Origin of the sequence: Staphylococcus sp. LKG3-1 (assembly GCF_048568385.1) — a bacterium.
Taxonomy (GTDB): domain Bacteria; phylum Bacillota; class Bacilli; order Staphylococcales; family Staphylococcaceae; genus Staphylococcus; species Staphylococcus saprophyticus.
The window spans coordinates 2,494,819-2,518,882 of sequence record NZ_CP183796.1; the positions used below are offsets into that span (position 1 = coordinate 2,494,819).

At 32.3% G+C, this 24,064-nt stretch carries 24 protein-coding genes; 16 read left to right on the plus strand and 8 right to left on the minus strand.

Annotated elements, in window-relative coordinates:
* The first annotated feature begins 479 nt into the window (after positions 1–479).
* The 8 genes from nrdI to ACM595_RS12365 all read left to right on the plus strand — a co-directional run bounded on the left by nrdI (position 480) and on the right by ACM595_RS12365 (position 8,847).
* Entirely contained in the window at positions 480–878 is a 399-nt protein-coding gene (nrdI, locus tag ACM595_RS12330) for a class Ib ribonucleoside-diphosphate reductase assembly flavoprotein NrdI (RefSeq protein ID WP_069821751.1), read from the plus strand.
* Entirely contained in the window at positions 841–2,946 is a 2,106-nt protein-coding gene (gene nrdE / locus ACM595_RS12335) for a class 1b ribonucleoside-diphosphate reductase subunit alpha (RefSeq protein WP_037538966.1), read from the plus strand. Before nrdI ends, nrdE begins: the two co-directional genes overlap by 38 nt.
* A 121-nt stretch (positions 2,947–3,067) precedes the next feature.
* Complete coding sequence (gene nrdF, locus ACM595_RS12340; RefSeq protein ID WP_002483928.1) at positions 3,068–4,036, plus strand: class 1b ribonucleoside-diphosphate reductase subunit beta; 969 nt, start codon at positions 3,068–3,070, stop codon at positions 4,034–4,036.
* A gap of 413 nt (positions 4,037–4,449) precedes the next feature.
* Positions 4,450–5,418, plus strand: a complete 969-nt coding sequence (locus ACM595_RS12345) for an ABC transporter permease (RefSeq protein ID WP_037538964.1) — start codon at positions 4,450–4,452, stop codon at positions 5,416–5,418.
* Positions 5,408–6,367 carry an iron chelate uptake ABC transporter family permease subunit gene (locus tag ACM595_RS12350; RefSeq protein ID WP_002483925.1) on the plus strand — a complete coding sequence of 320 codons (960 nt, stop codon included), beginning with the start codon at positions 5,408–5,410 and terminating at the stop codon, positions 6,365–6,367. The genes ACM595_RS12345 and ACM595_RS12350 overlap by 11 nt, the downstream gene beginning before the upstream one ends.
* Positions 6,364–7,164 carry an ABC transporter ATP-binding protein gene (locus tag ACM595_RS12355; protein ID WP_069821753.1) on the plus strand — a complete coding sequence of 267 codons (801 nt, stop codon included), beginning with the start codon at positions 6,364–6,366 and terminating at the stop codon, positions 7,162–7,164. Before ACM595_RS12350 ends, ACM595_RS12355 begins: the two co-directional genes overlap by 4 nt.
* A gap of 103 nt (positions 7,165–7,267) precedes the next feature.
* Positions 7,268–8,314, plus strand: coding sequence for a ferrated catecholamine ABC transporter substrate-binding lipoprotein SstD (locus tag ACM595_RS12360; protein WP_041079713.1), 1,047 nt, complete (start codon positions 7,268–7,270; stop codon positions 8,312–8,314).
* A gap of 206 nt (positions 8,315–8,520) precedes the next feature.
* The gene (locus ACM595_RS12365; protein ID WP_002483922.1) at positions 8,521–8,847 is read left to right on the plus strand and encodes a PH domain-containing protein; all 327 of its coding nucleotides are present in this window, start codon (positions 8,521–8,523) and stop codon (positions 8,845–8,847) included.
* A 113-nt stretch (positions 8,848–8,960) separates the two neighbouring features.
* On the opposite strand, the gene ACM595_RS12370 is transcribed toward ACM595_RS12365, so the two are convergent.
* From ACM595_RS12370 to ACM595_RS12380, 3 genes are all read right to left on the minus strand, one after another.
* A complete protein-coding gene (locus ACM595_RS12370) occupies positions 8,961–9,275 on the minus strand; it encodes a CHY zinc finger protein (protein ID WP_011303643.1) in 315 nt (104 codons plus the stop codon).
* Positions 9,276–9,286: 11 nt separating this feature from the next.
* Positions 9,287–10,213 (minus strand): UDP-N-acetylmuramate dehydrogenase, encoded by a 927-nt coding sequence (gene murB, locus ACM595_RS12375; RefSeq protein WP_002483921.1) that lies wholly within the window; start codon positions 10,211–10,213, stop codon positions 9,287–9,289.
* A gap of 160 nt (positions 10,214–10,373) precedes the next feature.
* Positions 10,374–10,892, minus strand: coding sequence for a GrpB family protein (locus ACM595_RS12380; RefSeq protein ID WP_002483920.1), 519 nt, complete (start codon positions 10,890–10,892; stop codon positions 10,374–10,376).
* Between the two features lie 127 nt (positions 10,893–11,019).
* Here ACM595_RS12380 and ACM595_RS12385 point away from each other — a divergent pair, with 127 nt between their 5' ends.
* From ACM595_RS12385 to ACM595_RS12395, 3 genes are all read left to right on the plus strand, one after another.
* Entirely contained in the window at positions 11,020–11,913 is an 894-nt protein-coding gene (locus tag ACM595_RS12385; RefSeq protein WP_037538962.1) for an EMYY motif lipoprotein, read from the plus strand.
* Positions 11,914–12,067: 154 nt separating this feature from the next.
* Positions 12,068–12,388, plus strand: coding sequence for a bacillithiol system redox-active protein YtxJ (gene ytxJ / locus ACM595_RS12390; protein WP_011303640.1), 321 nt, complete (start codon positions 12,068–12,070; stop codon positions 12,386–12,388).
* Between the two features lie 375 nt (positions 12,389–12,763).
* Complete coding sequence (locus ACM595_RS12395; RefSeq protein ID WP_002483917.1) at positions 12,764–13,885, plus strand: glycerate kinase; 1,122 nt, start codon at positions 12,764–12,766, stop codon at positions 13,883–13,885.
* Between the two features lie 244 nt (positions 13,886–14,129).
* On the opposite strand, the gene pepT is transcribed toward ACM595_RS12395, so the two are convergent.
* The 4 genes from pepT to gdpS form a co-directional block, all read right to left on the minus strand.
* Positions 14,130–15,362: a peptidase T gene (gene pepT / locus ACM595_RS12400; protein WP_011303639.1), complete on the minus strand. Its 1,233-nt coding sequence runs from the start codon at positions 15,360–15,362 to the stop codon at positions 14,130–14,132.
* 13 nt (positions 15,363–15,375) lie between these two features.
* On the minus strand, positions 15,376–15,876 hold the full coding sequence (locus ACM595_RS12405) for a threonine/serine exporter family protein (protein ID WP_100217405.1): 501 nt from the start codon (positions 15,874–15,876) through the stop codon (positions 15,376–15,378).
* Between the two features lie 16 nt (positions 15,877–15,892).
* A complete protein-coding gene (locus ACM595_RS12410) occupies positions 15,893–16,654 on the minus strand; it encodes a threonine/serine exporter family protein (protein ID WP_011303637.1) in 762 nt (253 codons plus the stop codon).
* A 338-nt stretch (positions 16,655–16,992) separates the two neighbouring features.
* Positions 16,993–18,063: a GGDEF domain-containing protein GdpS gene (gdpS, locus tag ACM595_RS12415; RefSeq protein ID WP_011303636.1), complete on the minus strand. Its 1,071-nt coding sequence runs from the start codon at positions 18,061–18,063 to the stop codon at positions 16,993–16,995.
* A 395-nt stretch (positions 18,064–18,458) separates the two neighbouring features.
* Between gdpS and ACM595_RS12420 the strand changes: the two genes are divergently transcribed.
* The gene (locus ACM595_RS12420) at positions 18,459–19,517 is read left to right on the plus strand and encodes a glycosyltransferase family 4 protein (RefSeq protein ID WP_002483912.1); all 1,059 of its coding nucleotides are present in this window, start codon (positions 18,459–18,461) and stop codon (positions 19,515–19,517) included.
* A gap of 121 nt (positions 19,518–19,638) precedes the next feature.
* On the opposite strand, the gene ACM595_RS12425 is transcribed toward ACM595_RS12420, so the two are convergent.
* Positions 19,639–20,280, minus strand: coding sequence for a YigZ family protein (locus ACM595_RS12425; protein ID WP_041079705.1), 642 nt, complete (start codon positions 20,278–20,280; stop codon positions 19,639–19,641).
* Positions 20,281–20,448: 168 nt separating this feature from the next.
* On the opposite strand from ACM595_RS12425, the gene fakB1 reads away from it, so the two are divergent.
* From fakB1 to hpf, 4 genes are all read left to right on the plus strand, one after another.
* Positions 20,449–21,312, plus strand: a complete 864-nt coding sequence (gene fakB1, locus ACM595_RS12430; protein WP_002483910.1) for a fatty acid kinase binding subunit FakB1 — start codon at positions 20,449–20,451, stop codon at positions 21,310–21,312.
* A gap of 90 nt (positions 21,313–21,402) precedes the next feature.
* Entirely contained in the window at positions 21,403–22,671 is a 1,269-nt protein-coding gene (locus tag ACM595_RS12435) for a DEAD/DEAH box helicase family protein (RefSeq protein ID WP_419744315.1), read from the plus strand.
* A complete protein-coding gene (locus ACM595_RS12440) occupies positions 22,664–23,335 on the plus strand; it encodes a ComF family protein (RefSeq protein WP_002483908.1) in 672 nt (223 codons plus the stop codon). The genes ACM595_RS12435 and ACM595_RS12440 overlap by 8 nt, the downstream gene beginning before the upstream one ends.
* A 66-nt stretch (positions 23,336–23,401) precedes the next feature.
* Positions 23,402–23,974, plus strand: a complete 573-nt coding sequence (hpf, locus tag ACM595_RS12445; RefSeq protein ID WP_037538957.1) for a ribosome hibernation-promoting factor, HPF/YfiA family — start codon at positions 23,402–23,404, stop codon at positions 23,972–23,974.
* Positions 23,975–24,064: the final 90 nt, after the last annotated feature.

The following is a 24,064-nucleotide window of genomic DNA, read 5'->3' on the forward strand; positions in this document are numbered from 1 at the left end:
GAAAAAAGCAACTAAAATAGCTTTAAATTCCGAAAAAAATTTTTTATAAATAGAAAAGTACGAGTTAACGTTGAATTGGTGCCATTTCTGTTTCGAATTCAAACTTTTGTCAAAAACAAAGCCCTTTAAATAACTTTCTGAGTTATGTATAATGAAACACATAATATAGTATTTGTGACCAGGACAAAACACAATATATTGTGTTTTGGGACGTAGTCAATTTATTTATAATAAATCAAATTTTAAGTAAAATCACACTATTTTGGACGTTTAATCATGACAAATCAAGCATTAATGCTTAATTATTGAGTTTTTACATAATCACATATAGTTAAAAGAAATCACTATATATTGTGGTTACCCAATATGTGCGCTACGGTTACTTATAATACATTTAAAATATAAATACGATGAAAGTACTATTTAATAACGTCAAAGTGAACTTAATAACATACTAGTATTAGAAAGAAGGTGATCCAATGAAGGTTGTTTATTTTTCATTCTCTGGTAATGTACGTAGATTTATTAAAAAAGCAGAAATTACTAACACTATGGAAATTACTCAAAATAATTGTACTGAGAAGATTGAAGAACCATTCATCTTGGTCACTGGAACGATAGGTTTTGGAGAAGTACCACAACCAGTTCAGTCATTTTTAGATATAAATCATGATTTACTAAGAGGCGTTGCAGCTAGTGGAAACCGCAATTGGGGACAAAACTTTGCGAAAGCTGGACGATTTATCGCGGAAAAATATCAAGTTCCTTTACTAATGAAATTTGAAGTTCAAGGTACACAAAATGATATTAGCGAATTTAAAGATAAGGTGGGACAGTTCAATGAAGATTATGGACGAGAAGAAATACAATCATATTGAGTTAAATAACGAAGTAACGAAACGTAAAGATAATGGCTTTTTTAATTTAGAAAAAGATCAAGAGGCGCTTGAAGTTTATTTAGAAGAAATTCAGGATAAAACAATTTATTTCGACACTGAAATTGAGCGTTTGCGCTATCTCGTTGACAATGACTTTTATTTTGATTTGTTTGCAAAATATTCAGAAGCTGATCTACAAGAAATTACAGATTATGCTAAAAGTATTCCGTTTAAATTTGCAAGTTACATGTCAGCAAGTAAATTCTTTAAAGATTACGCACTTAAAACAAACGATAAAAGTCAATATCTAGAAGATTATAAGCAACACGTAGCGATTGTTGCACTTTATTTAGCTAATGGCCATAAAGCGACTGCCAAACAATTTATTTCAGCAATGGTGGAACAACGATATCAACCAGCGACACCAACATTCTTAAATGCTGGCCGTGCACGTCGTGGAGAATTAGTATCTTGTTTCTTACTAGAAGCGGATGATAGTTTAAACTCTATTAATTTTATTGATTCAACTGCAAAGCAATTAAGTAAAATTGGGGGCGGCGTAGCCATTAATCTTTCTAAACTACGTGCGCGTGGAGAAGCAATCAAAGGAATTAAAGGTGTAGCGAAAGGTGTGCTACCTGTTGCAAAATCTCTTGAAGGCGGCTTTAGTTATGCAGATCAATTAGGTCAAAGACCTGGTGCAGGTGCTGTTTATTTAAATATTTTTCATTATGATGTGGAAGAGTTTTTAGATACGAAAAAAGTGAACGCCGATGAAGATTTACGTTTATCAACGATTTCAACTGGTTTAATTGTGCCATCTAAATTCTTTGATTTAGCAAAAGAAGGAAAAGATTTCCATATGTTTGCACCGCATACCATTTATAAAGAATACGGTGTAACGTTAGATGACATTAATTTAGATGAATACTATGATGAACTTGTTGCAAATCCTAATATTGATAAAAAGAAAAAAGATGCACGTGAAATGTTAAATACGATTGCACAAACACAATTGCAATCTGGTTATCCTTATTTAATGTTCAAAGATAATGCAAATAAGGTACATGCTAACTCAGACATTGGCCAAATTAAAATGAGTAATTTATGTACTGAAATTTTCCAATTACAAGAAACGTCTATCATTAACGATTACGGTACAGAAGATGAAATTAAACGTGACATTTCATGTAACCTTGGTTCTTTAAACATCGTTAATGTTATGGAATCAGGCAAGTTTAAAGATTCAGTTCATACAGGTATGGATGCATTGACAGTAGTGAGTGATGAAGCAGATATTCAAAATGCGCCAGGCGTTAGGAAAGCCAATAGAGAGTTACATTCTGTAGGTTTAGGTGTAATGAATTTACACGGTTATCTAGCTAAAAATAAAATTGGTTATGAATCAGAAGAAGCTAAAGACTTTGCCAATATTTTCTTTATGATGTTGAATTATTATTCTATAGAACGCTCTATGGAAATCGCTAAAGAAAGACAAGAAGTATACAAAGATTTTGAACAATCAGACTATGCTAATGGTAAGTATTTTGAATTTTACACTTCACAAACATTTGAACCTAAATATGAAAAAGTACGCAAATTATTTGATGGTTTAGAAATTCCGACACCAGAAGATTGGAAAGCACTGCAAGAGCAAGTGGAAACAAACGGTCTTTTCCATGCATATCGCTTAGCGATTGCACCGACACAAAGTATTTCATATGTCCAAAATGCTACGAGTTCTGTAATGCCAATCGTTGATCAAATCGAACGTCGTACGTATGGTAATGCGGAAACATTCTATCCAATGCCATTCCTATCACCAGAAACAATGTGGTATTACAAGTCAGCATTTAATACGGATCAAATGAAATTAATTGATTTAATCTCAACGATTCAAACGCATATTGACCAGGGTATCTCTACAATTCTTTATGTTAATTCTGAAATTTCTACGCGTGAATTATCAAGATTATATGTATATGCGCATCATAAAGGTCTAAAATCTTTATACTATACACGTAATAAATTATTAAGTGTAGAAGAGTGTACAAGTTGTTCAATTTAATAAATGAAATGTAAACGTGCAAAGTGAACAGCGGTGTTATGAGGCAGCCTTATCCAATGGTTAGATTAGGCTGCATATCACTGCTTAATTAAATATTTACTGGATAGGGGACGATAACTAAATGAAAGCAGTCAATTGGAATACGCAAGAAGACATGACGAATATGTTTTGGCGACAAAATATTTCACAGATGTGGGTAGAAACTGAATTTAAAGTATCTAAAGATATTGCAAGCTGGAAAACATTAACAGATCCTGAAAAAGAGGCTTTTAAAAAAGCATTAGCTGGTTTAACAGGATTAGATACACATCAAGCTGACGATGGCATGCCATTGATTATGTTACATACTACGGATTTAAGAAAAAAAGCCGTTTATTCATTTATGGCAATGATGGAACAAATCCATGCTAAAAGTTATTCACATATCTTTACAACGTTACTACCTTCCAGTGAAACAAACTATTTATTAGATAAATGGGTTATTGAAGAACCACATTTAAAATACAAATCAGATAAAATTATCAATAATTATCATAAATTATGGGGTAAAGAAGCTTCAATTTATGATCAATATATCGCACGAGTATCAAGTGTGTTCTTAGAAACATTTTTATTCTATTCAGGTTTCTATTATCCGCTTTATCTTGCTGGGCAAGGTAAAATGACGACTTCTGGAGAAATCATTCGTAAAATCTTATTAGATGAATCTATTCATGGTGTATTTACTGGTATGGATGCTCAATCTTTACGTAATGAACTTTCAGAAAGTGAAAAGCTGCAAGCAGATCAAGAAATGTATAAATTATTAGATGATTTATATAAAAATGAGGTAGCTTATACGCATTCACTTTATGATGATATTGGTTTAGCTGAAGATGTATTAAACTATGTGAGATACAATGGTAACAAAGCATTATCTAATTTAGGATTTGATCCGTACTTTGAAGAACGTGAATTCAATCCAATTATTGAAAATGCTTTAGATACAACGACTAAAAACCATGACTTCTTTTCAGTTAAAGGTGATGGTTATACATTAGCGTTAAATGTAGAAGCATTAAAAGATGAAGACTTCGTTTTTGACGAGTAGAAGCACTATTAATTATAAAAATGTCATGATGAAAGTACAATTTTAAGCAAGCATTAGTCAACCGTATATAATAAGTGAAAAGCCGAGACATTATGTCTCGGTTTTTTTACTTATGGATAAAATAAACAGGCATGATATTTAAATAGAGATATACATTATATAAAGTCCATTAGAATAAAATTACATAAAAATGAACAATTAAAATAAAAAAGTGTGTTTTTCAAGGTTTGATATTAAATATAACGCTATACATATATAGATTGTATTTAAATACTTTTGTTTAAATTGCTCAAGGCTATTGAATTTACCATTAAAAATGGTAAAATTTTATTATAGGTATTGATAATGATTATCATAACCAATATAGTTTGAGCATCGCATTTTATAGTGGAAGGGTTAGAGGTAGGTCATTTATGAAATTTTTATTAAATGGTATTGTCTTAGCTATTATATTACTGGTACTTACAATCCTTTCTTTATTTATAGGCGTAAGCAAGGTATCAATTACAGACATTTTCCATCTTACAGAATCACAGATGAATATTATTGTTTCAAGTAGAATTCCGAGAACGGTTAGTATCATCATATCGGGTAGTACGTTAGCGCTAGCTGGTTTAATTATGCAACAAATGATGCAGAATAAATTTGTCAGTCCTACTACTGCTGGAACGATGGAATGGGCGAAACTAGGTATTTTATTATCAATGATTTTCTTTCCACAGGAGAATATCATTATAAAGTTAATTTTTGCAGTAGTTTTAAGTATTGCAGGTACTTTCCTTTTCGTTAAATTAGTACAATATATTCGTTTTACAGACGTCATTTTCATACCACTATTAGGCATCATGTTAGGTGGTATCGTATCAAGTTTTGCAACATTTATCGCGTTGAGAACCAATACAGTACAAAGTATAGGAAATTGGTTAAATGGTAACTTCGCCATTATTACAAGCGGTAGATATGAGATTTTATACTTAAGCATTCCTTTATTAATACTTACATATATATTCGCCAATCATTTTACTATTGCTGGTATGGGGAAAGATTTTAGTAATAACTTAGGAGTCAATTATGAAAAAATAATTAATATAGGATTGTTTATCACGGCTACGATTACAGCACTGGTTGTTGTAACTGTAGGCACGTTACCATTCTTAGGGCTTATTGTTCCTAATATTGTCTCAATTTTTAGGGGAGACCATCTGAAAAATGCATTGCCGCATACAGCGATGCTAGGTGCTATATTTGTAATGTTTTCTGATATTTTTGGCAGAATCATTGTATATCCATATGAAATTAATATCGGTTTAACGATTGGGGTCTTTGGCACTGTTATTTTCATAATCTTGTTAATGAAAGGACGACATAATTATGCAAATTAGTGCTAAGTCTAAATTATTTACGTTAATAGCAATTACTGTGGTTATCGCGGGATTGTATCTCATTATAGGTATTGATTTCGAAATATTCCAATATCAATTTACAAGTCGTTTGCGTAAATTGATCCTCATGATTTTAGTAGGTGGTGCCATTGCTGCGTCTGTCGTTATTTTCCAAGCGATTACCACGAACAGACTTTTAACACCATCTATTATGGGGTTGGACGCTGTATATATGTTTGTAAAAGTATTGATTGTTTTTGTATTCGGAGTACAATCCGTATTTGTTACAAATCTATACATTAGCTTCCTTATATCACTCATAGTCATGATTGGTTTTTCATTATTATTATTTCAAGGCATTTTTAGAATCGGAAATGTTTCAGTCTATTTAATATTACTTGTTGGTATTATTTTAGGCACATTCTTTAGAAGTATCACAGGCTTTTTAGAATTAATTATCAATCCAGAAGATTTTTTAGCTGTACAAAGCGCAATGTTTGCTAATTTTGATGCGTCAAATACGAAATTGGTCACTTTATGTGGTGTGATACTTATCATTTTAATTATGATTACTGTATACGCAATACCTTATTTAGACGTGTTGCTACTAGGTCGAGATCAAGCTATCAATTTAGGGATTTCTTATCAGACATTAACACGTATTTTATTAATTCTAGTTGCAATTTTGGTGTCTATTTCAACGGCATTAGTAGGACCAATTACATTTTTAGGGTTACTGACAGTAAACTTGGCTCATGAATTAATGAAAACGTATCAACACAAATATATTTTACCGGCAACCATTTGTATAAGTTGGATAAGTTTGTTTTTAGCGCAAGCAATTGTAGAGAATTTCTTTCAAGCAACAACGCAAGTTAGTATCATCATTGATTTAGTAGGTGGCAGTTACTTCATTTATTTATTAATTAAAAGGAGACATGCGAATTGATACGAGTACAAGGGCTTAATAAAACGATACAAGATAAAGTGATTTTGCAAGATATTGATGTAGAGATACGCAAGGGACGACTTACATCGATGATAGGGCCTAACGGTGCAGGTAAAAGTACGCTATTGTCTGCTATTACACGATTAATTGACTTTGAAGAAGGTACCATCGATATAGAGGGCAAAGCGATTACAGATTATAAAAGTAATGACTTGGCTAAAAAACTATCAATTTTAAAACAATCTAATCATACAGAATTGAATATAACGGTTGAAGAGTTGGTTAAATTTGGACGTTTTCCTCATTCCAAGGGGCGTTTGAAGCAAGAAGATAGAGATCAAGTTGAGTATGCACTCGAGTTATTACATCTTACTGAAATTAGAGGTCGTTATTTAAAAACACTTTCTGGTGGACAGCGTCAACGTGCTTATGTAGCAATGACTATTGCTCAAGATACGGATTATATTTTACTTGATGAACCGTTAAATAATATGGATATGAAACATTCAGTTCAAATTATGCAAACTTTGAGAAGATTAGCCAAAGAGTTGGATAAGACGATTGTAGTCGTTATTCATGATATTAATTTTGCCTCTTGCTATTCAGACGATATTATTGCTTTGAAAGATGGCCAACTTGTTAAGGCAAGTACGAAAAATGAAGTCATCCAAACAGATATTTTAAAAGAATTATATGATATGGATGTCAAAATTGAAGAGATTCGTGGACAACGTATTTGTATTTATTACGATGAAGTGACCGAAGTGCCGGAATTATCATTTGCACAGTCGATGTAAGATGATGCGTGGACTTTGAAGGGAGTGATGCAACCGTAACGTTGTTAAACTTTTAGGGACATAGAAGGTAGTACATATTAAAAATTCAGGAGGAGTTAAGCACATGAAAAAGTTAGGATTATTATTAGTAGTTGGGTTAATGTTTTTATTAGTAGCATGTAGTAATGGCGGATCAGAAGATAAAAAATCTTCAGACACTGATTCGAAGAGTAAAGATTCAAATGAAACTGTAAAAATTGAAAATAATTATAAAGCAAATGGTGAAAAGCGTGATGGTAGTGATGCCAAGACTGTTAAAGAAACAGTTGAAGTGCCTAAAAATCCTGAAAAGGCAGTTGTTTTAGATTATGGTGCATTAGATACAATGAAAGAACTTGGTCTTCAAGATAAAGTTAAAGCGCTTCCTAAAGGTGAAGGTAACAAGTCATTACCTGATTTCTTAAGTGATTTCAAAGATGATAAGTATTTAAATACTGGTAGTCTTAAAGAAGTTAATTTCGATAAAATTGCAGAAGCTAAACCAGACGTAATATACATATCTGGACGTACAGCAAATCAAAAAAACCTAGATGAATTTAAAAAAGCAGCACCTGATGCAAAAGTTGTTTATGTTGGTGCAGACGATAAAGATGAATTGAATTCATTGAAGAAAAATGCAGAAAATCTAGGGAAAATTTATGATAAAGAAGATAAAGCTAAATCATTAAATAAAGAATTAGATGATAAAATTGCTAGTATGAAAGAAAAAACAAAAGATCTAAAAAATGATAAAGCATTATTCTTATTAGTTAATGAAGGTGAATTATCAACATTTGGTTCTGGTGAACGTTTCGGTTCGATGATTTTCGATACAATGGGCTTCACTCCTGCAGATGATAACATTAAAGATAGCCAACATGGTCAAAACGTTACAAATGAATATATTGCTGAGAAAGATCCAAGTATTATTTTCGCAATGGACCGTGGTCAAGCAGTAAGTGATAACGCTACAGCTAAAAAAGCATTAGGTAATGACGTTATTAAAGATGTTAAAGCAATCAAAGACAATAAAGTGTATGAATTAGATCCAAAACTTTGGTATTTTGCTAGTGGATCAACAACAACAGCGATAAAACAAATCGATGAAGTTGAAAAAGCGATGGAAAAATAAAAAAGCATTAAAATGTGGGGATATTGATTGAAAAAAGCGTCTGGAATTTATTCTAGGCGCTTTTTTGTTGAAAAGAAAATAAGTTAAAACGTTAAATTATTCATCACTATCATACTAATGTTATAATATTTTTATCATCATACTTTCGAGTAAATATATAAATGCTAGATAGAGCGTTTTAAAGAAATAGTAGGGGGACAAAGTACATGATATTAGATAATGTAAATCCAAATGATTTATTTCCAACTGAGAAAAAAGGACCAACTGTTCTAGGCACAATAGAGTATTCAGTACAAGGTTCGACTGAATTTGAGGGTGCTTTTATAGCTACAAATGAGAGAATCATTTTAAATGTTGATATGAACGGTGAATTTTATTATAGAAGTATTGCATATAATGAAGTTGAAAAAATTGAATATGATGGAGAAAAAATTAATTTCACTTTTAACATTGGGCCTATGCCTATGAAAAATATTCAAAAAGGTGACGTTGCTACATTTGTACAATATGTTAGTGATAAAATTGACCAATAGTTCACTGGGAATATGAGATACAAACAAATAAAGAAATAACAAAAAGCGTAGATGCACACCATGACATCTACGCTTTTTAATATGACAAAATTAAGTTTTATATCGTTTCTTTATTAAATTTCAAAGTATAAATGATAATGATACTTACAGCGATTATTAAAATGGGCATCGCATTTTGGACAAGCTTCTATCATCATGTAGTCATTAATTGTCATTTCATGATTACAGACACCACATAAAATAGCTTTTTCGTGAAATTCATTTGCTTGCCATCGCTGAATCTTATGTGATTCATGTTCATTGTGGCATTTATAACAAGGATAGTATTTATTACAACATTTAAACTTAATGGCAATAATATCTAAAGGTGTTTGATAATGTGTACAGCGTGACTCATTATCTACAGTGGATCCATATACTTTTACCATAGTGATTTCTCCTATTGTTCATTGAGTGGGTGTTCTCCAATAATTCTAACTTCAGGGTGCAGCTCAACATCAAATTTTTCTTGTACTATTTTTTGAACGTAATGAATTAAATCTTCATAATCTGTTGCCGTTCCTTTATCTACGTTAACCATAAAGCCAGCATGTTTTGTTGAAACTTCAACGCCACCAATGCGATGACCTTGCAAATGAGCATCTTGAATCAACTTACCAGCGAAATGACCAGGCGGACGTTGGAATACACTACCACATGAAGGATACTCTAGTGGTTGTTTTGATTCTCTTCTTTCTGTTAAATCATCCATAGAAGCTTGTATTTCTTGTTGATCGCCAGGTGCTAAGGTAAAGGCAGCTTCTAATACAACGAGATGTTCTTTCTGAACAATACTATTACGATAGTCCAACTCAAGTTCTTTATTGGTTAACGTGATTAATTCACCTTTGTTATTAACGCAAAGTGCATAATCAATACAGTCTTTTACTTCACCGCCATAAGCACCAGCATTCATAAATACAGCGCCACCGATGGAACCGGGTATGCCGCATGCGAATTCAAGACCAGTTAAGCCATGGTCTCTTGCAGCACGTGAAACATCGATGATTGCAGCGCCACTACCTGAAATGATAGCATCGTCGGACACATCAATGTAATCAAGTGAAAGTAAACTAATCACAATACCGCGAATACCACCTTCACGAATAATAATATTAGACCCATTACCTAAATACGTCACAGGTATATCATGTGTGTAAGCATAATGCACAATGGCTTGCACATGTTCGTTGTGGGTTGGGGAAAGATAATAATCGGCTTTACCCCCTGTTTGAGTGTATGTATATTTTTTTAGAGGTTCATCAATTTTAATAATTTCTTCTGGGACAATTGCTTTTAATTCTTTTAAGATGTCATCCTTATGCAACTATAGAACATCCTTTCCTGTTGAATTCATTTATTCATTATACCAATGATTTGGAGTCTTTGCTAAATACTATGGTAATTAATTTTGTTAAATTATTAATACAATGATCATCGTGTGTTTAATATTGATGTGAGGCTATATTTCATAATCCATATTTAAGTTAATTTACTGTGTGAGAGAATGAATCAAATAATTGTTGTTTCCTGTTTTCATATGCACGTATAGATTGAACTTCATTAGCTAACATCAATTTCTTAGAACCAAATCGTGTAGCGGTGTGTTGATCATGAGACAATTGATGATGCGTTTGAATATACGCTTTGTATAGGTTAGAATCTTTTTGAATAATATGTAAACGTGCTATTTGTTTTAAATCTATTAAATTATTAAATTGTGCCATAATTACTTTTTTCTTATATGAATGGTGTAAACGATAAAAACCTTCATAATTCAAACGTTTTTCATCCAAAGCGGTGATATCATGTAAATTATCTACGCCTACTAATATATCTAAAATGGGTTCAGTAACGTAATTGAAATGTGATGTTCCACCGATATGAAGTGTAGTTTTAACAGGTGTGTCGAGCAGGTTAAAAAGCATTTTTTTCAAATTTTGATATTGCTCTGCAAAATAATTATCTTTGTCCTCAGAAATAAATGCTTGGATGTTTGAATTCATATAGGTTGTTCACTCCTTTCTTTATTGTGATATAACTGTTAAACTGTAAATTCTGAAATAATATATCACATATTATTTTCAAGTTAAATAAGTTTCTGTATAATACTGAATGATAAGGAGTGCAGAAATGAAAAAATTACTTTGCATTGTTTTGTTGTTTGGCTTTGTGATAACCCTTGGTGCATGCGGTAATGAAGGTGCTAACGAATTCAAAGATTTTGATAGCTCACTGAATGATGTGAAAAATAAGGAAAAAGAACTTAATCATGTCATGGATGACATTTCATTGAAGCAATTAGATGATTTAAGTAAAACAGATACGACTGATAAGGATAAAAAAGCATTTAATGACTTGCAAAATAACATTAATCGCAAATTAATCCCTAAGTTAGAGGAATATGAGACAGCAGCTAAAAAATTACCGGCAGAATCTGAAGAAACGAAAAACTTAAAATCTACCTACTTAAAGTCAGTCAAAGATAAGAAAGCAGCTATTAACGATTTGAAAGTATTTGTTGATTTATGCAATCAAGCAATTAAAGCAAATGAAGATATTTTAGAATATACGAAGTTATTTGAGAAAAGTAGATCTCAAGTTGAAGCGCACATGCAAGACGCAAATGATGCAGGCGCACGCACAGATGTTAATAATTTCAAACATAAATTAGAAGAAAACAACAAAGAACTGAGACATACAGCAGAAAAAGAGTTGGATTCAACAGATTCAGCTAAAGTTAAGCAATCGATTGAAAAAGACATCATGCCTTTAATTAATAAACAAATTAAAGATTTAAACAAATCTGAAATTACGAATAACTATGTAAATAGTGCGCGTAAAAATGCGATTGAAATGTATTACAGCTTGCAAAATTATTATGAAACACGTGTAGAAACGATTGATATTAGTGATGAGTTATCAAAAATAGATCATAAAACTTTACCTAAAGAAAGTGAAGATTTAGAAAAATATGATGCCGTATTTGATAAACAATATAACAATATAAAAGAAGACTATAATTAACAAAGAAATTTGTATTGTTATAAAAATTTAAATAAACGGTTAACAACAAAAAGAGTATTGTGTATAATTGGAAACAATGATATGAGTATATCGTGGAGATTTCACACTTTTTGAAACAATTTGGGTGTGTTAAATATTTTTAGAGGTGAATAGAATGGCTATAAAGCTGAGTTCGATTGACCAGTTTGAGCAAATTATAAAAGAAAATAATTATGTATTTGTATTGAAGCACAGTGAAACGTGCCCAATTTCAGCAAATGCAATGGATCAATTTAATAAATTCTTATATGAACGTGATATGGATGGTTATTATTTAATTGTGCAACAAGAAAGAGACTTATCGAATTATATAGAAGAAAAAACAAATGTAAAACATGAATCGCCACAAGCATTTTATTTTGTTAAGGGACAGGCGATTTGGAATGCGAGTCACAGTGATATTAACGTTACGACTTTAGCTAACGCTGAAGAGTAAAACATAACAGAATATGCAAAAAAACGCTTGTTAACCGCTTCTCTAAATGAAAGTGATTAGCAAGCGTTTCTTATAATGTGAAAAATGTTCATCTGACATGTATAATAAATAGTTGAATATGAAATATAGACTACTACTTTATTGGGAATGACTATATGTGGCTACTTATAGATACAGGTAGTGAGGTTGGGATAGCGAACACATGCTATAAATAGACTTCGCAGACGATGGCCAACATATTTATCTGTTGCCTACTTCATTAACCAAGACCACAAATTTTTGTGGTTCAATCTGGTTGAAAATGACTTTATAATAGTTTATGTTTCATTATACAAAAATACAAAAATGAATTGATAAAATACTTGAGGTGACAATATGAAAGTTTTAGTGGCGATGGATGAATTTAATGGAATTATTTCGAGTTATCAAGCAAACCGCTATGTGGAAGAAGCGGTAGCAAGCCAAATTGAGAAAGCAGATATCGTTCAAGTGCCATTGTTTAACGGACGCCATGAATTAATGGATTCTGTCTTTTTATGGCAATCAGGAACCAAATATAGAGTGCCTACACATGATGCTGATATGAATGAAGTAGAAGCCATTTACGGTATTACAGATAGTGGTATGACTGTGATTGAAGGTAATTTATTTTTAAGTGGTCAAAAACCGATAAATGAGCGCACGAGTTTTGGTATGGGTGAAATCATTGCTGATGCACTTGAAAATGATGCAGACCATATTGTTATATCATTAGGCGGTATCGCAAGTTTTGATGGTGGTGCAGGCATGTTACAGGCCTTAGGTGCTAAATTTTATGATGATGAAGCTCAAGAAGTTGATATGCGTGAAGGTAGTCGTATGTTGAAGTACATTCGAAAAATAGATACTTCTGCATTAAACTCAAAATTAAAAGATGTTCGTTTTCAAGTAATGTCAGATTTTGATAGTAAATTATATGGTAAACATAGTGAGATTATGCAAACCTATGAAACTTATGGTTTAAGTAGAGAAAATGCAGCAGAAATTGATAATTTAATTTGGTATTTAAGTGAAATATTTAAAAGCGAACTCAAACTCGCGCTTGGACCGATTCAAAGAGGTGGTGCAGGAGGCGGTATTGCTGCAGTGCTAAAAGCGCTTTTTGATGCAGAAATTATGACAAGTCATGCATTAGTTGACCAAATAACACATTTAGATTCATTGATTAAACAGGCGGATTTAATTATTTTTGGAGAAGGTGTCAATGAAGAAGACCAAATATTAGAAACTACAACTGTTCGCCTTGCAGAGTTAGCTACGAAATATGACAAACCATCGATTGCAATTTGTGCAACACCAGATAAATTTGATTTATTTGAATCAATGGGTGTTACATCAATGTTTAATACATTTATTGAAATGCCTGAAAGTTTTACTGATTTTAAAATGGGGATTCAAATTAGACATTATACAGTTCAGGCAATTAAATTACTGAAAACACAATTCAGTACAAATTAAACGTAAAGTGAAACAAGCATATCTTATTTTAAGTCGTATAAACTACCATTTATAGCAATTTAATCAGGAACTAATACTTAGATTAGTTGCATAATGGGGCGTATACTGACAGGATGTATATTTTAGATATGTGGCCATGTTCAAAGTAATAAAAATAGAGCTAATCCATATCGAATTAGCTCTATTTTTTGTATTTGTGTCATAGGCGCTACATGTTTAAAAGTAAAAACAACTACTTTTAATATTACTTATCGTAAGTATTTACAACTTCTTCAGCTATACCGACTACAACTTGTACTGCTTTTTCCATGACATCAATAGACGCGTATTCGAATGGTCCATGGAAATTGTCACAACCTGTGAAAATGTTTGGTGTAGGTAGTCCCATATATGAAAGTTGAGAACCATCAGTACCACCGCGTATTGGTGCGGTATTTGCTGGAATGCCTAATTTTTCGAAAACACGTTTAGGTATATCAATCACGTGTGGGTTAGGTTCGATTTTTTCACCCATATTGTAATATTGGTCATTAATTTCTACTTCAATAGGTTCATCTTCGAAATGTGAGTTAATATCATTTTTTATTTCGACGAGACGTTTTTTACGTAATTCAAATTCGTTTCTATCATGATCACGAATAATATATTGTAAGGTTGTTTTTTCAACATCGCCATTTATTTTCATTAAATGATAAAATCCTTCATAACCTTCCGTTCTTTCTGGAACTTCATTTTGTGGTAATAAAGCATTAAATTGCTGACCTAATAATACAGCGTTTATCATAGCATCTTTCGCTGATCCAGGATGAACGTTCACGCCATGGCATGTCACGATCGCTTCTGCAGCATTAAAGCTTTCATACTGTAATTCTCCGTACTCACTACCATCCATCGTGTATGCGAAATCAGCATTAAAACGTTCTACATCAAATTCATGTGGACCTCTTCCAATTTCTTCATCGGGCGTAAAGGCTACGCGAATTTTACCGTGTTTAATTTCAGGATGTGAAGTTAAGTATTTTAAAGCTTCCATAATTTCAACTACACCGGCTTTATCGTCAGCACCTAACAAAGAAGTACCATCTGTAATCATTAATGTATGACCTTCAACGTTTTTCATAGCAGGGAATACATCTTGGCTTAATGTACGGTTCGTCTTACCTAATTGAATCGGTGTCCCATCATAGTTGTCAATAATTTGAGGATTTACATGAGACGCGTTGAAGTCAGGTGAAGTATCAATATGTGCCAAAAATCCGACAGTAGGTAAATCGATGTCTACATTACTGTCTAAAGTAGCAAATAAGTAACCTTGTTCGTCAATATCAGTTTCTAATCCCAAATCAGTCAATTCGTCATTTAATAAATTTAATAAATCCCATTGTTTCTCAGTTGAAGGCGTCGTTGTAGATTCTGGATTGGATTGTGTGTCGATTGTTACATATCTTGTAAGTCGATCAATTATGTCTTGTTTCATTTAAAAACACCCCTTAAGCTCTATTATTTATATTATAAGATTTTTTATATGTTTTGCCTTTCATTTTACCATAATGCTGTTTAACACGTGTATAGATATAATAAATGATTTCAGCACATAAGATACCGAATGCAATAGCTCCAGAGATTAACGTGACCTCAAGGAAGGTATTCACCGCATGCGTATACTGATTACTTACAAGAAAACGTGTGGCTTCGTAAGCTAAACCACCAGGTACAAGAGGTATAATTCCTGGAACGATAAAGATAATAACAGGACGTTTATAACGTCTACTCATGACATGACTCATAATTGCTAAAATAAAACTACCTAAAAATGACGCTAACACTTTACCTAAATCAGCATCAAAGGATAATTTATAAATAATCCATCCCATGGCACCAACAAAACCACAGGCTAAAAGGAGGCGTCTAGGTGCATTAAAAAGAATAGAAAATAACATTGATGCGAAAAAGCTAATCACAAACTGTAAAAAGTAATAAACAATGAACATTATCAGCACTCCTTTTCTAAAAGATTAATAAGACGATAGCAACACCGGCACCAATTGCAAATGAGGTTAGTGCAGCTTCAACGCCACGTGACATGCCTGCAATTAATTCACCAGCCATTAGATCACGAATTGCATTTGTAATCAATATACCGGGTACTAAGGGCATAACACCGGCAATGGTTATGATATCTTGGTTGTGTGCCCAACCTATTTTAGTGAAGAAAGCAGCGATAGCTATAACAACAGCTGCACTGATAAATTCAGAAAAGAATTTAATTTGAATATAGCGTTGTACATAGCTGAAAGTTAAAAAGGCACCAGCACCAGCGATGATTGCAAATATAAAATCATTAATGACGCCACCAAACATAAATAGGAAAAAGCCACAGGCAATTGCTGCTGCAACAAAATTGGTAATTGATGAATACTGCAAGGAAGCATGGTGTAAATGGATAAGTTCAGATTTTGCTTGATCAATATCAAGCTTGTTACTAGATATTTTACGAGACAAACTATTTGTTAATGCAATTTTTTCTAAATCTGTAGTACGTTCACGAATTCTAATGAGTCGTGTATTTGTACGATTATTTAACGAAAAAATGATTGCAGTTGATGTTACAAAGCTATATGTATCATCTAAACCATAACTTGCAGCGATTCTTGTCATTGTATCTTCAACACGATACGTTTCAGCACCGCTTTCTAGTAAAATTCTGCCTGCGATTAATACGACATCAATGACTTTATCTTCATCAATGATGGTAATTGAATCTGACATAGCTTCGCACCTCCTGAATTGTTAATAGAACAATTGAAAGTTTACATTGTCGAATAAAAACTTTCAATAGCGTATCTTACGGTAATTAATGTTTTATATAACATTATATATTGTAACAAACTCATTTTAATTACTATAATTATTCAATGCTTTAATTGAAACTTTATTTAGAAAAAGTAAAACATATGGATGAATCGCGCTGTGTGAAGGGCATGGTAGGTGAAAGAAACGTTACATTTATTTTTACGAAAAAAAGAGTTTGGGACAAAAATAGATGTCTCAAACTCTTTTTCATTTAGGTAGTAGGTGGCTGCATTGAAAATGTAAAGTCCCACTCCCTATAATTTAACAATTGGGTTAAACATGACTTGGTTACGGCCTTCGTTTTTAGCCATATGCAACATATCGTCAGCAATTTTAAACACTTTTCGTTGTGATTTGTAATCATCTGTTGTCAAGTATCCAACGCCAATAGATACGGATAATTTAATGACTTCTTTGTTTGGTAAATGGAATGTAGATTGTTCTACACCGCCACGAATACTCTCACTTAATTTGACACATTGGTCTAAAGTATAATCATACAAAACAATAGAAAATTCTTCACCGCCATTACGATAAATACTAAACTGTTGTGGCACATAGTTTTTAAGTAATTGAGCCACTTGTCTGAGTACAGCGTCGCCCGATTTATGTGAATACATATCGTTCACATCTTTGAAACCGTCGATATCAATCAGTAATAAACCTAAACTTTGGTTATTTTCTTCAGATAAACGAGCTGTTTCATTTAAATGTCTATCGAATTCTTTAACATTACCTAATCCAGTTAAGTAATCTACTTTATCTTCGTTCTCATATCGATTGACTAATGAGAAGAAATGCCAAATATCAACAAAGGTAATAGACGAAGTTATTGTTAAGACAAATGAAATCGGAATTAAAAATAAGACTTCTGTAATCTCGTAATATGGGCTGATTAATGATAAAATTGCAAAAATAACTAATGCAATGACATTTAGTATTTGCAATGAAATGATATCACTTTGTTTTAAGAATGGACCTATCGCACCAATGATGCCTGCTATTACGATAAATATCATAGCAGTAATTATTGTATAATCCCCAATCAGAACATTGACTAAGCCGACAATAAAGGCGGATAGAACAGTGTAAAACATATTCGTATATCTACCTAAAAATAGGATAGGTACAAAGGATAAATAGAGTGTATACTCATTGAATATTGGGACAGGGTACGCAGATAGTAAAAGCGCTACTATCGTCATTAAAACAGTGACATATTCTTTTGAAAATACCATAATTCTATTTTCTGAGTATTGTAGACGATGGAATAAATAAATTCCAGCTACGGTAACAGAAATATTATAGATAATAGCTTCAAACATTTTTACTTTACACTCCTTTAAATAAACACTTAGTTATTGTAAGTGAAAACTTACAATTTGTCATCATGGGGTGAATAGAAAATTCTAACATTCACTTAATATTCATGTTAAAATTATTTTTTAGTGAAAAATTAAAAATTCACTAAAATTGATTTAATAAATAATATCCCTAAATATAACGCATTTATTATCGCACTTCTAGTTGTATAAGTAAAAGCGTATAAGGTATTATAAAGTTATGTAAAAATATCAATTGTGTAATGAGACTATATTTTTATTAGGAAGTATTAAAATAGTCATTTTTGAAGTGAATTCACAATTTAATGAAACAAATATTTTCAACATAGACTTTGAAATTTAAAATAATTAAGAACCATATTAATGAAGGTGAACTGATGTATACATTATTACTAATCATTTTTTCAATGATAGTCAGTTTAATACTTACACCAATAGTCATAAAAGTTTCTCATAAATTAGGGATTGTAGATCAACCGAATTTTAGAAAGGTACATACTAAACCTATTTCAGTACTTGGTGGAACTGTGATACTCTTATCGTTTTTAGTTGGAATTTGGCTTGGACATCCTATAGAAACTGAGGTCAAACCGCTTGTTATTGGATCTGTATTAATCTATTTGGTTGGTTTGATAGATGATATCTATGACTTAAAACCAATTATGAAATTACTTGGCCAAGTAATTGCGGCGTTAGTCGTTGTTTACTATGGTGTTACAATTGACTTTATTTCATTACCTATTGGTCCAACGATACATTTTGGTATATTTGGTATTCCAATAACGGTCATTTGGATTGTTGCCATTACGAATGCGATAAATTTAATCGATGGATTAGATGGTCTAGCGTCAGGCGTTTCAATGATTGCACTGATGACAATTGGCTTTATAGCAATATTACAAGCCAATATATTTATTATAATGATATGTAGTGTATTGATAGGTGCACTTTTAGGATTTTTATTCTTCAATTTCCATCCAGCAAAAATCTTTTTAGGTGACAGTGGCGCGCTATTAGTTGGATTTATTGTAGGCTTTCTATCATTACTCGGGTTTAAAAACATTACATTTGTATCCTTATTCTTCCCAATCGTTATTTTAGCAGTACCATTTATCGATACACTATTCGCTATGATACGTCGAGTGAAGAAAGGTCAACATATTATGCAGGCCGATAAATCTCATTTGCATCATAAATTTTTAGAATTAGGCTATTCGCATCGACAAACCGTGTTATTGATATATTCAATTGCGATACTGTTTAGTCTCTCTAGTATTATATTATACTTATCCCAACCTTGGGGTGTATTCATGATGCTCATACTCATATTCATTACAATTGAATTGATTGTAGAATTTACAGGATTAATTGATGATGATTACAGACCTCTATTGAAATTAATAGAAAATAAAGAGCATAATAAAGATGAACAGTGATAGCAATGAAATTGTGAAACTATAAAACCGACAAGTCAGAGGTTACTGACTTGTCGGTTTTTTTGTACGATTCGGTTTGTTTAAGTACTTGTAAAATAAGACATATATCTATCATTTATATTTAATCTGTTGGTATATCAAACGGTAACCTCATGACTTCGCCTTCTTCTAAATCATAATTACCAGACGTTGTTCTATTTAAAAATGCAATAAATTCATCATAGTCAGACGCGACAACATCTATTTGATAACTTACTTTGTCTGTATAATTTTGGTCACGTAATAAATAGGACGTGCTTTCAAGTTCATATTCGAATTTCCCTGTTAAATCATAATTAATGGTTACAGTTGTAGGTATAGCGGGTTTAAGTTCTACACGACCAATATCGTAAATAACGTCTCTAACGGCACCACTATAAGCGCGAATAAGGCCGCCGCCACCTAGTTTAATGCCACCAAAATAACGTGTAACAACCACGCAAGCATTATGTATTTCTAATTTTTTTAAAATACCTAACATTGGTACGCCAGCAGTACCGCTTGGTTCACCATTGTCATTGGCTTTTTGTATATTCATTTGATCGCCAATTGTATATGCAAAACAATTATGTGTTGCTTCACGGTGTTTTGTAGACACTTGATTAATAAAGGCTTTCGCATCTTCTTCTGATTCTACTGGTTTAATATGTGCAATAAAACGAGATTTATTGATTACATTTTCAATTATATGTTCTGCTTTTATCGTTATAATTGTGTCTTCCATGTGTAACCCTCCAAATGTCTATAGATTTTATCCATTGTAATAATGTTTATCATCATCGCTACCTTTGTATTATACACTGTATTGAATACAAGCATAAATGTAAAAATAAATTTTCTTTTGGTTGAAAATAAGGTATCATAGTTGTGAGTATAATTGAGGAGGATTAGGATGAAGATTGCTGTCTTGACAGATTCAACGAGTTATCTATCTCAAACATTAATAGACAAATATAATATCAAAGTTGCACCACTTAGTGTCACATTTGATAGTGGTGAGAATTACGTTGAGAATGCATCCATTTCAACAGACGAATTTTATGAACGTATGAAGACCTCAGCTACAATTCCAACAACGAGCCAACCTGCAATCGGAGATTTTCTGGAGAATTTCGAGCAACTTCGCGAAGAAGGCTATACAGATGTCATTTGTGTATTTCTTTCTTCTGGAATCAGTGGGTGCTATCAAACTGCGACACAAGCAGGTGAAATGGTCTCAGACATTAATGTCCATACGTTTGATTCTAAATTAGCTGCGATGGTTGAAGGTGGATATGTCCTTAAAGCGATAGAAATGATTGAACAAGGCTATGAACCTAAAGCTATCATTGAAGCATTACATGCAATCCGTGAAGTAACAGGTGCAGTACTCATGGTAGATGATTTGAAAAATTTACAAAAAAGTGGTCGAATTACAGGTGCGCAAGCTTGGATTGGAACGATGTTGAAGATGAAGCCAGTGTTAAAGTTCGAAGATGGCAAAATTGTTCCAGATGAAAAAGTAAGAACTAAAAAACGTGCTTTGCGTAAAATGGTTGAAAAAGTGATAAATGAAGTCAAAAATCTAGATGAAGTTACGTTATTTGTAATTGAGGGTGATATTCCTGAAGATTCAGATTGGATTCAACAAGAATTAGAAACTAACTATCCTCAGTACAATATTTATCGTTCTAGCTTTGGACCAGTCATTGCTGCACATTTAGGATCTGGTGGTATTGGTTTAGGGTATATTGGAAGTACCATTCGCACAGATTAAATTAATGAATAAATTAGAGACATGTCACGCCTATTGGGTGTTACATGTCTTTTTTTGGAGGTAAGGCAAATAAAATATTATGGTCGACTTATGTTAGATAAAACGTTACTGACCGATGAAATCATTGATAAGACTTCAACTGGCATTATAAAAAAACATAATCAATGGCAGTGTATGCAATGTCATACGAAAGAACCGCGTCATTTTTATAATTATTATTCAACTATATTAAAAAAAGAAATAGTCTATTGTAGAAATTGTATCAATTTAGGAAGAATGGATAATATAAAGCCAATCTTTATTACAAAATCTAAAAATGTTGCGTCTCAGGGCATATATCAGTTAGATTTCAAACTGTCTGAACAACAAACTTTTGCATCGATAGCAATTCTAAAGGCAATTAAAGATTATGAAACTAAAATTTTATATGCAGTCACTGGTGCTGGAAAAACAGAAATGATATTTGAAGGTATTCATTATGCGCGTAGTAGAGGGGATAATGTCGCGATTGTATCCCCTAGGGTAGATGTTGTGATAGAAATTAGTATGAGGATTAAAAAGGCATTTTCTTCAGATCAGATTGATGTACTTTACCAAGGTCAAACACAGCGCTTTGATGGGCACTTTATCATTTCAACCGTACATCAATTATATCGATTCAAGCATCATTTTGATTTAATTATTGTTGACGAAGTAGATGCATTTCCTTTAGTAATGGATCATTCATTACAAGAAGCGATTACTCATGCATCAAAAGCGACACACTGTCATATATTTATGACGGCTACACCGCCTAGACATTTATTAAAGAAGATGAATCCATCTGATGTCATCACACTACCTGCGAGATATCATAGACAGCCATTACCTGTACCGCGTTTTAAATATTTCAAATTAAAGCAACATAAAATACAATATGCATTGCTGAAGATACTAAAAAAACAAATCTTAACAGAGCGTTATACACTCGTGTTTTTCGATAATATCAATTTAATGAAAACAGCATATCATCGCTATAAAAAGGAAATAACGTCATTAACTTATGTATATAGCGAAGATGCCTTAAGATTTGAAAAAGTCAAAGCTTTAAGAAATGGGGATAACCAAGTCATTTTTACTACAACAATATTAGAAAGAGGATTTACCATGGCCAAATTAGATGTCATCGTCTGTAATAGCCAAATTTTTAATAAGAGTGCGTTAATACAAATCGCTGGTAGAGTTGGAAGAAAGATAGAGGAACCAACAGGGCTCGTATTATTTTTACATGAAGGTATTACTTTGCCTATGTTAAAAGCTCGAAAAGCAATTATAGATATGAATCAGTTAGCACTAAAAAAGAAGTGGATTGATGGCTAGATGTATACAATGTGATGCCAAGTTAACAGAAATGTTCGATGCGCTTAATTTTTATAAAAAGCCTGTAAAGATGTGTGTAAATTGTATAGAACTATGGGAAGAAAACAAAATCGTATTGGAAGGGCGTTGTACAAAATGTCTAAAAAAACTTGATCAAGGGGAGCATAAATGTCTAGATTGTGCGTTCTTAGCAGTTAAATTTCCGTTAATGAATCAATTATATTGTAATTATCAATATAAAGGCGTAGTGAAACAACTGATACATCAATACAAATTGTTAAAAGATGTAGCAATTTGTGAAATTTTGGCAGAACAACTCACACTACCGAAACAGTCTTACGATTTAATTATTCCAATTCCATCTCCTGTAGAAAGAGATATCAATCGCACCTTTAATCCAGTTACTTGTGTGTTAGATAAACAGCAAGTACCATATGAATCTATACTTCAAACTAAGGTGAGGCCTAAACAATCATTATTAGGCAAGCTACATAGAGCGCGACTTGATAATCCATTTGAAGTATCAAAAGATATCAATTTAGAAGATAAAAGTATTTTACTTGTGGATGACATTTATACTACTGGCTTAACGGTTCATCATGCGATTGAAAAAGTATATGTTAGAAAAATCAGAAAATTCGATGTGTTTACGTTTGCACGGTAGACTAAACGTGGTATTATATTAGTAAGCAATATTACCAATATAGAGGTTTTAAAGGAGTCGATGATTATGATCAGATTTGAAATTCACGGAGAGAACCTCACTATTACTGATGCGATTCGCAACTATATTGAGGAGAAAATTGGTAAATTAGAGCGTTATTTTAATGATGTGCCAAATGCAACAGCACACGTTAAAGTGAAAACGTATCAAAACTCAGCTACTAAGATCGAAGTAACAATTCCATTGAAAAATGTTACATTAAGAGCTGAAGAACGTAACGATGATTTGTATGCAGGTATTGATTTAATTAATAACAAACTTGAAAGACAAGTTAGAAAATACAAAACACGTGTAAATCGTAGAAATAGAAATCGTGGTGAGCAAGAAGCGTTTGCTTCACTACCAGAAGAAAAAGAAGCAGTTGAAATTCAAAATGATGAAAATGAAGCGGATAATGAAATCGAAATTATTCGTGCAAAAAATTTCAGTTTGAAACCAATGGATTCTGAAGAAGCAGTGCTTCAAATGGATTTATTAGGACATGATTTCTTCATCTTTACGGATCGTGAAACAGACGGTACTAGTATTGTATATAAAAGAAAAGATGGAAAATATGGTTTGATTGAAACAACTGAATAAGACGTTTGATGTAAGTTAAGTAGCATTTATACTATAGCGTTCACGATGATGTTAAATCGTGGACGCTTAATTTTTGCTATGTTACTATGT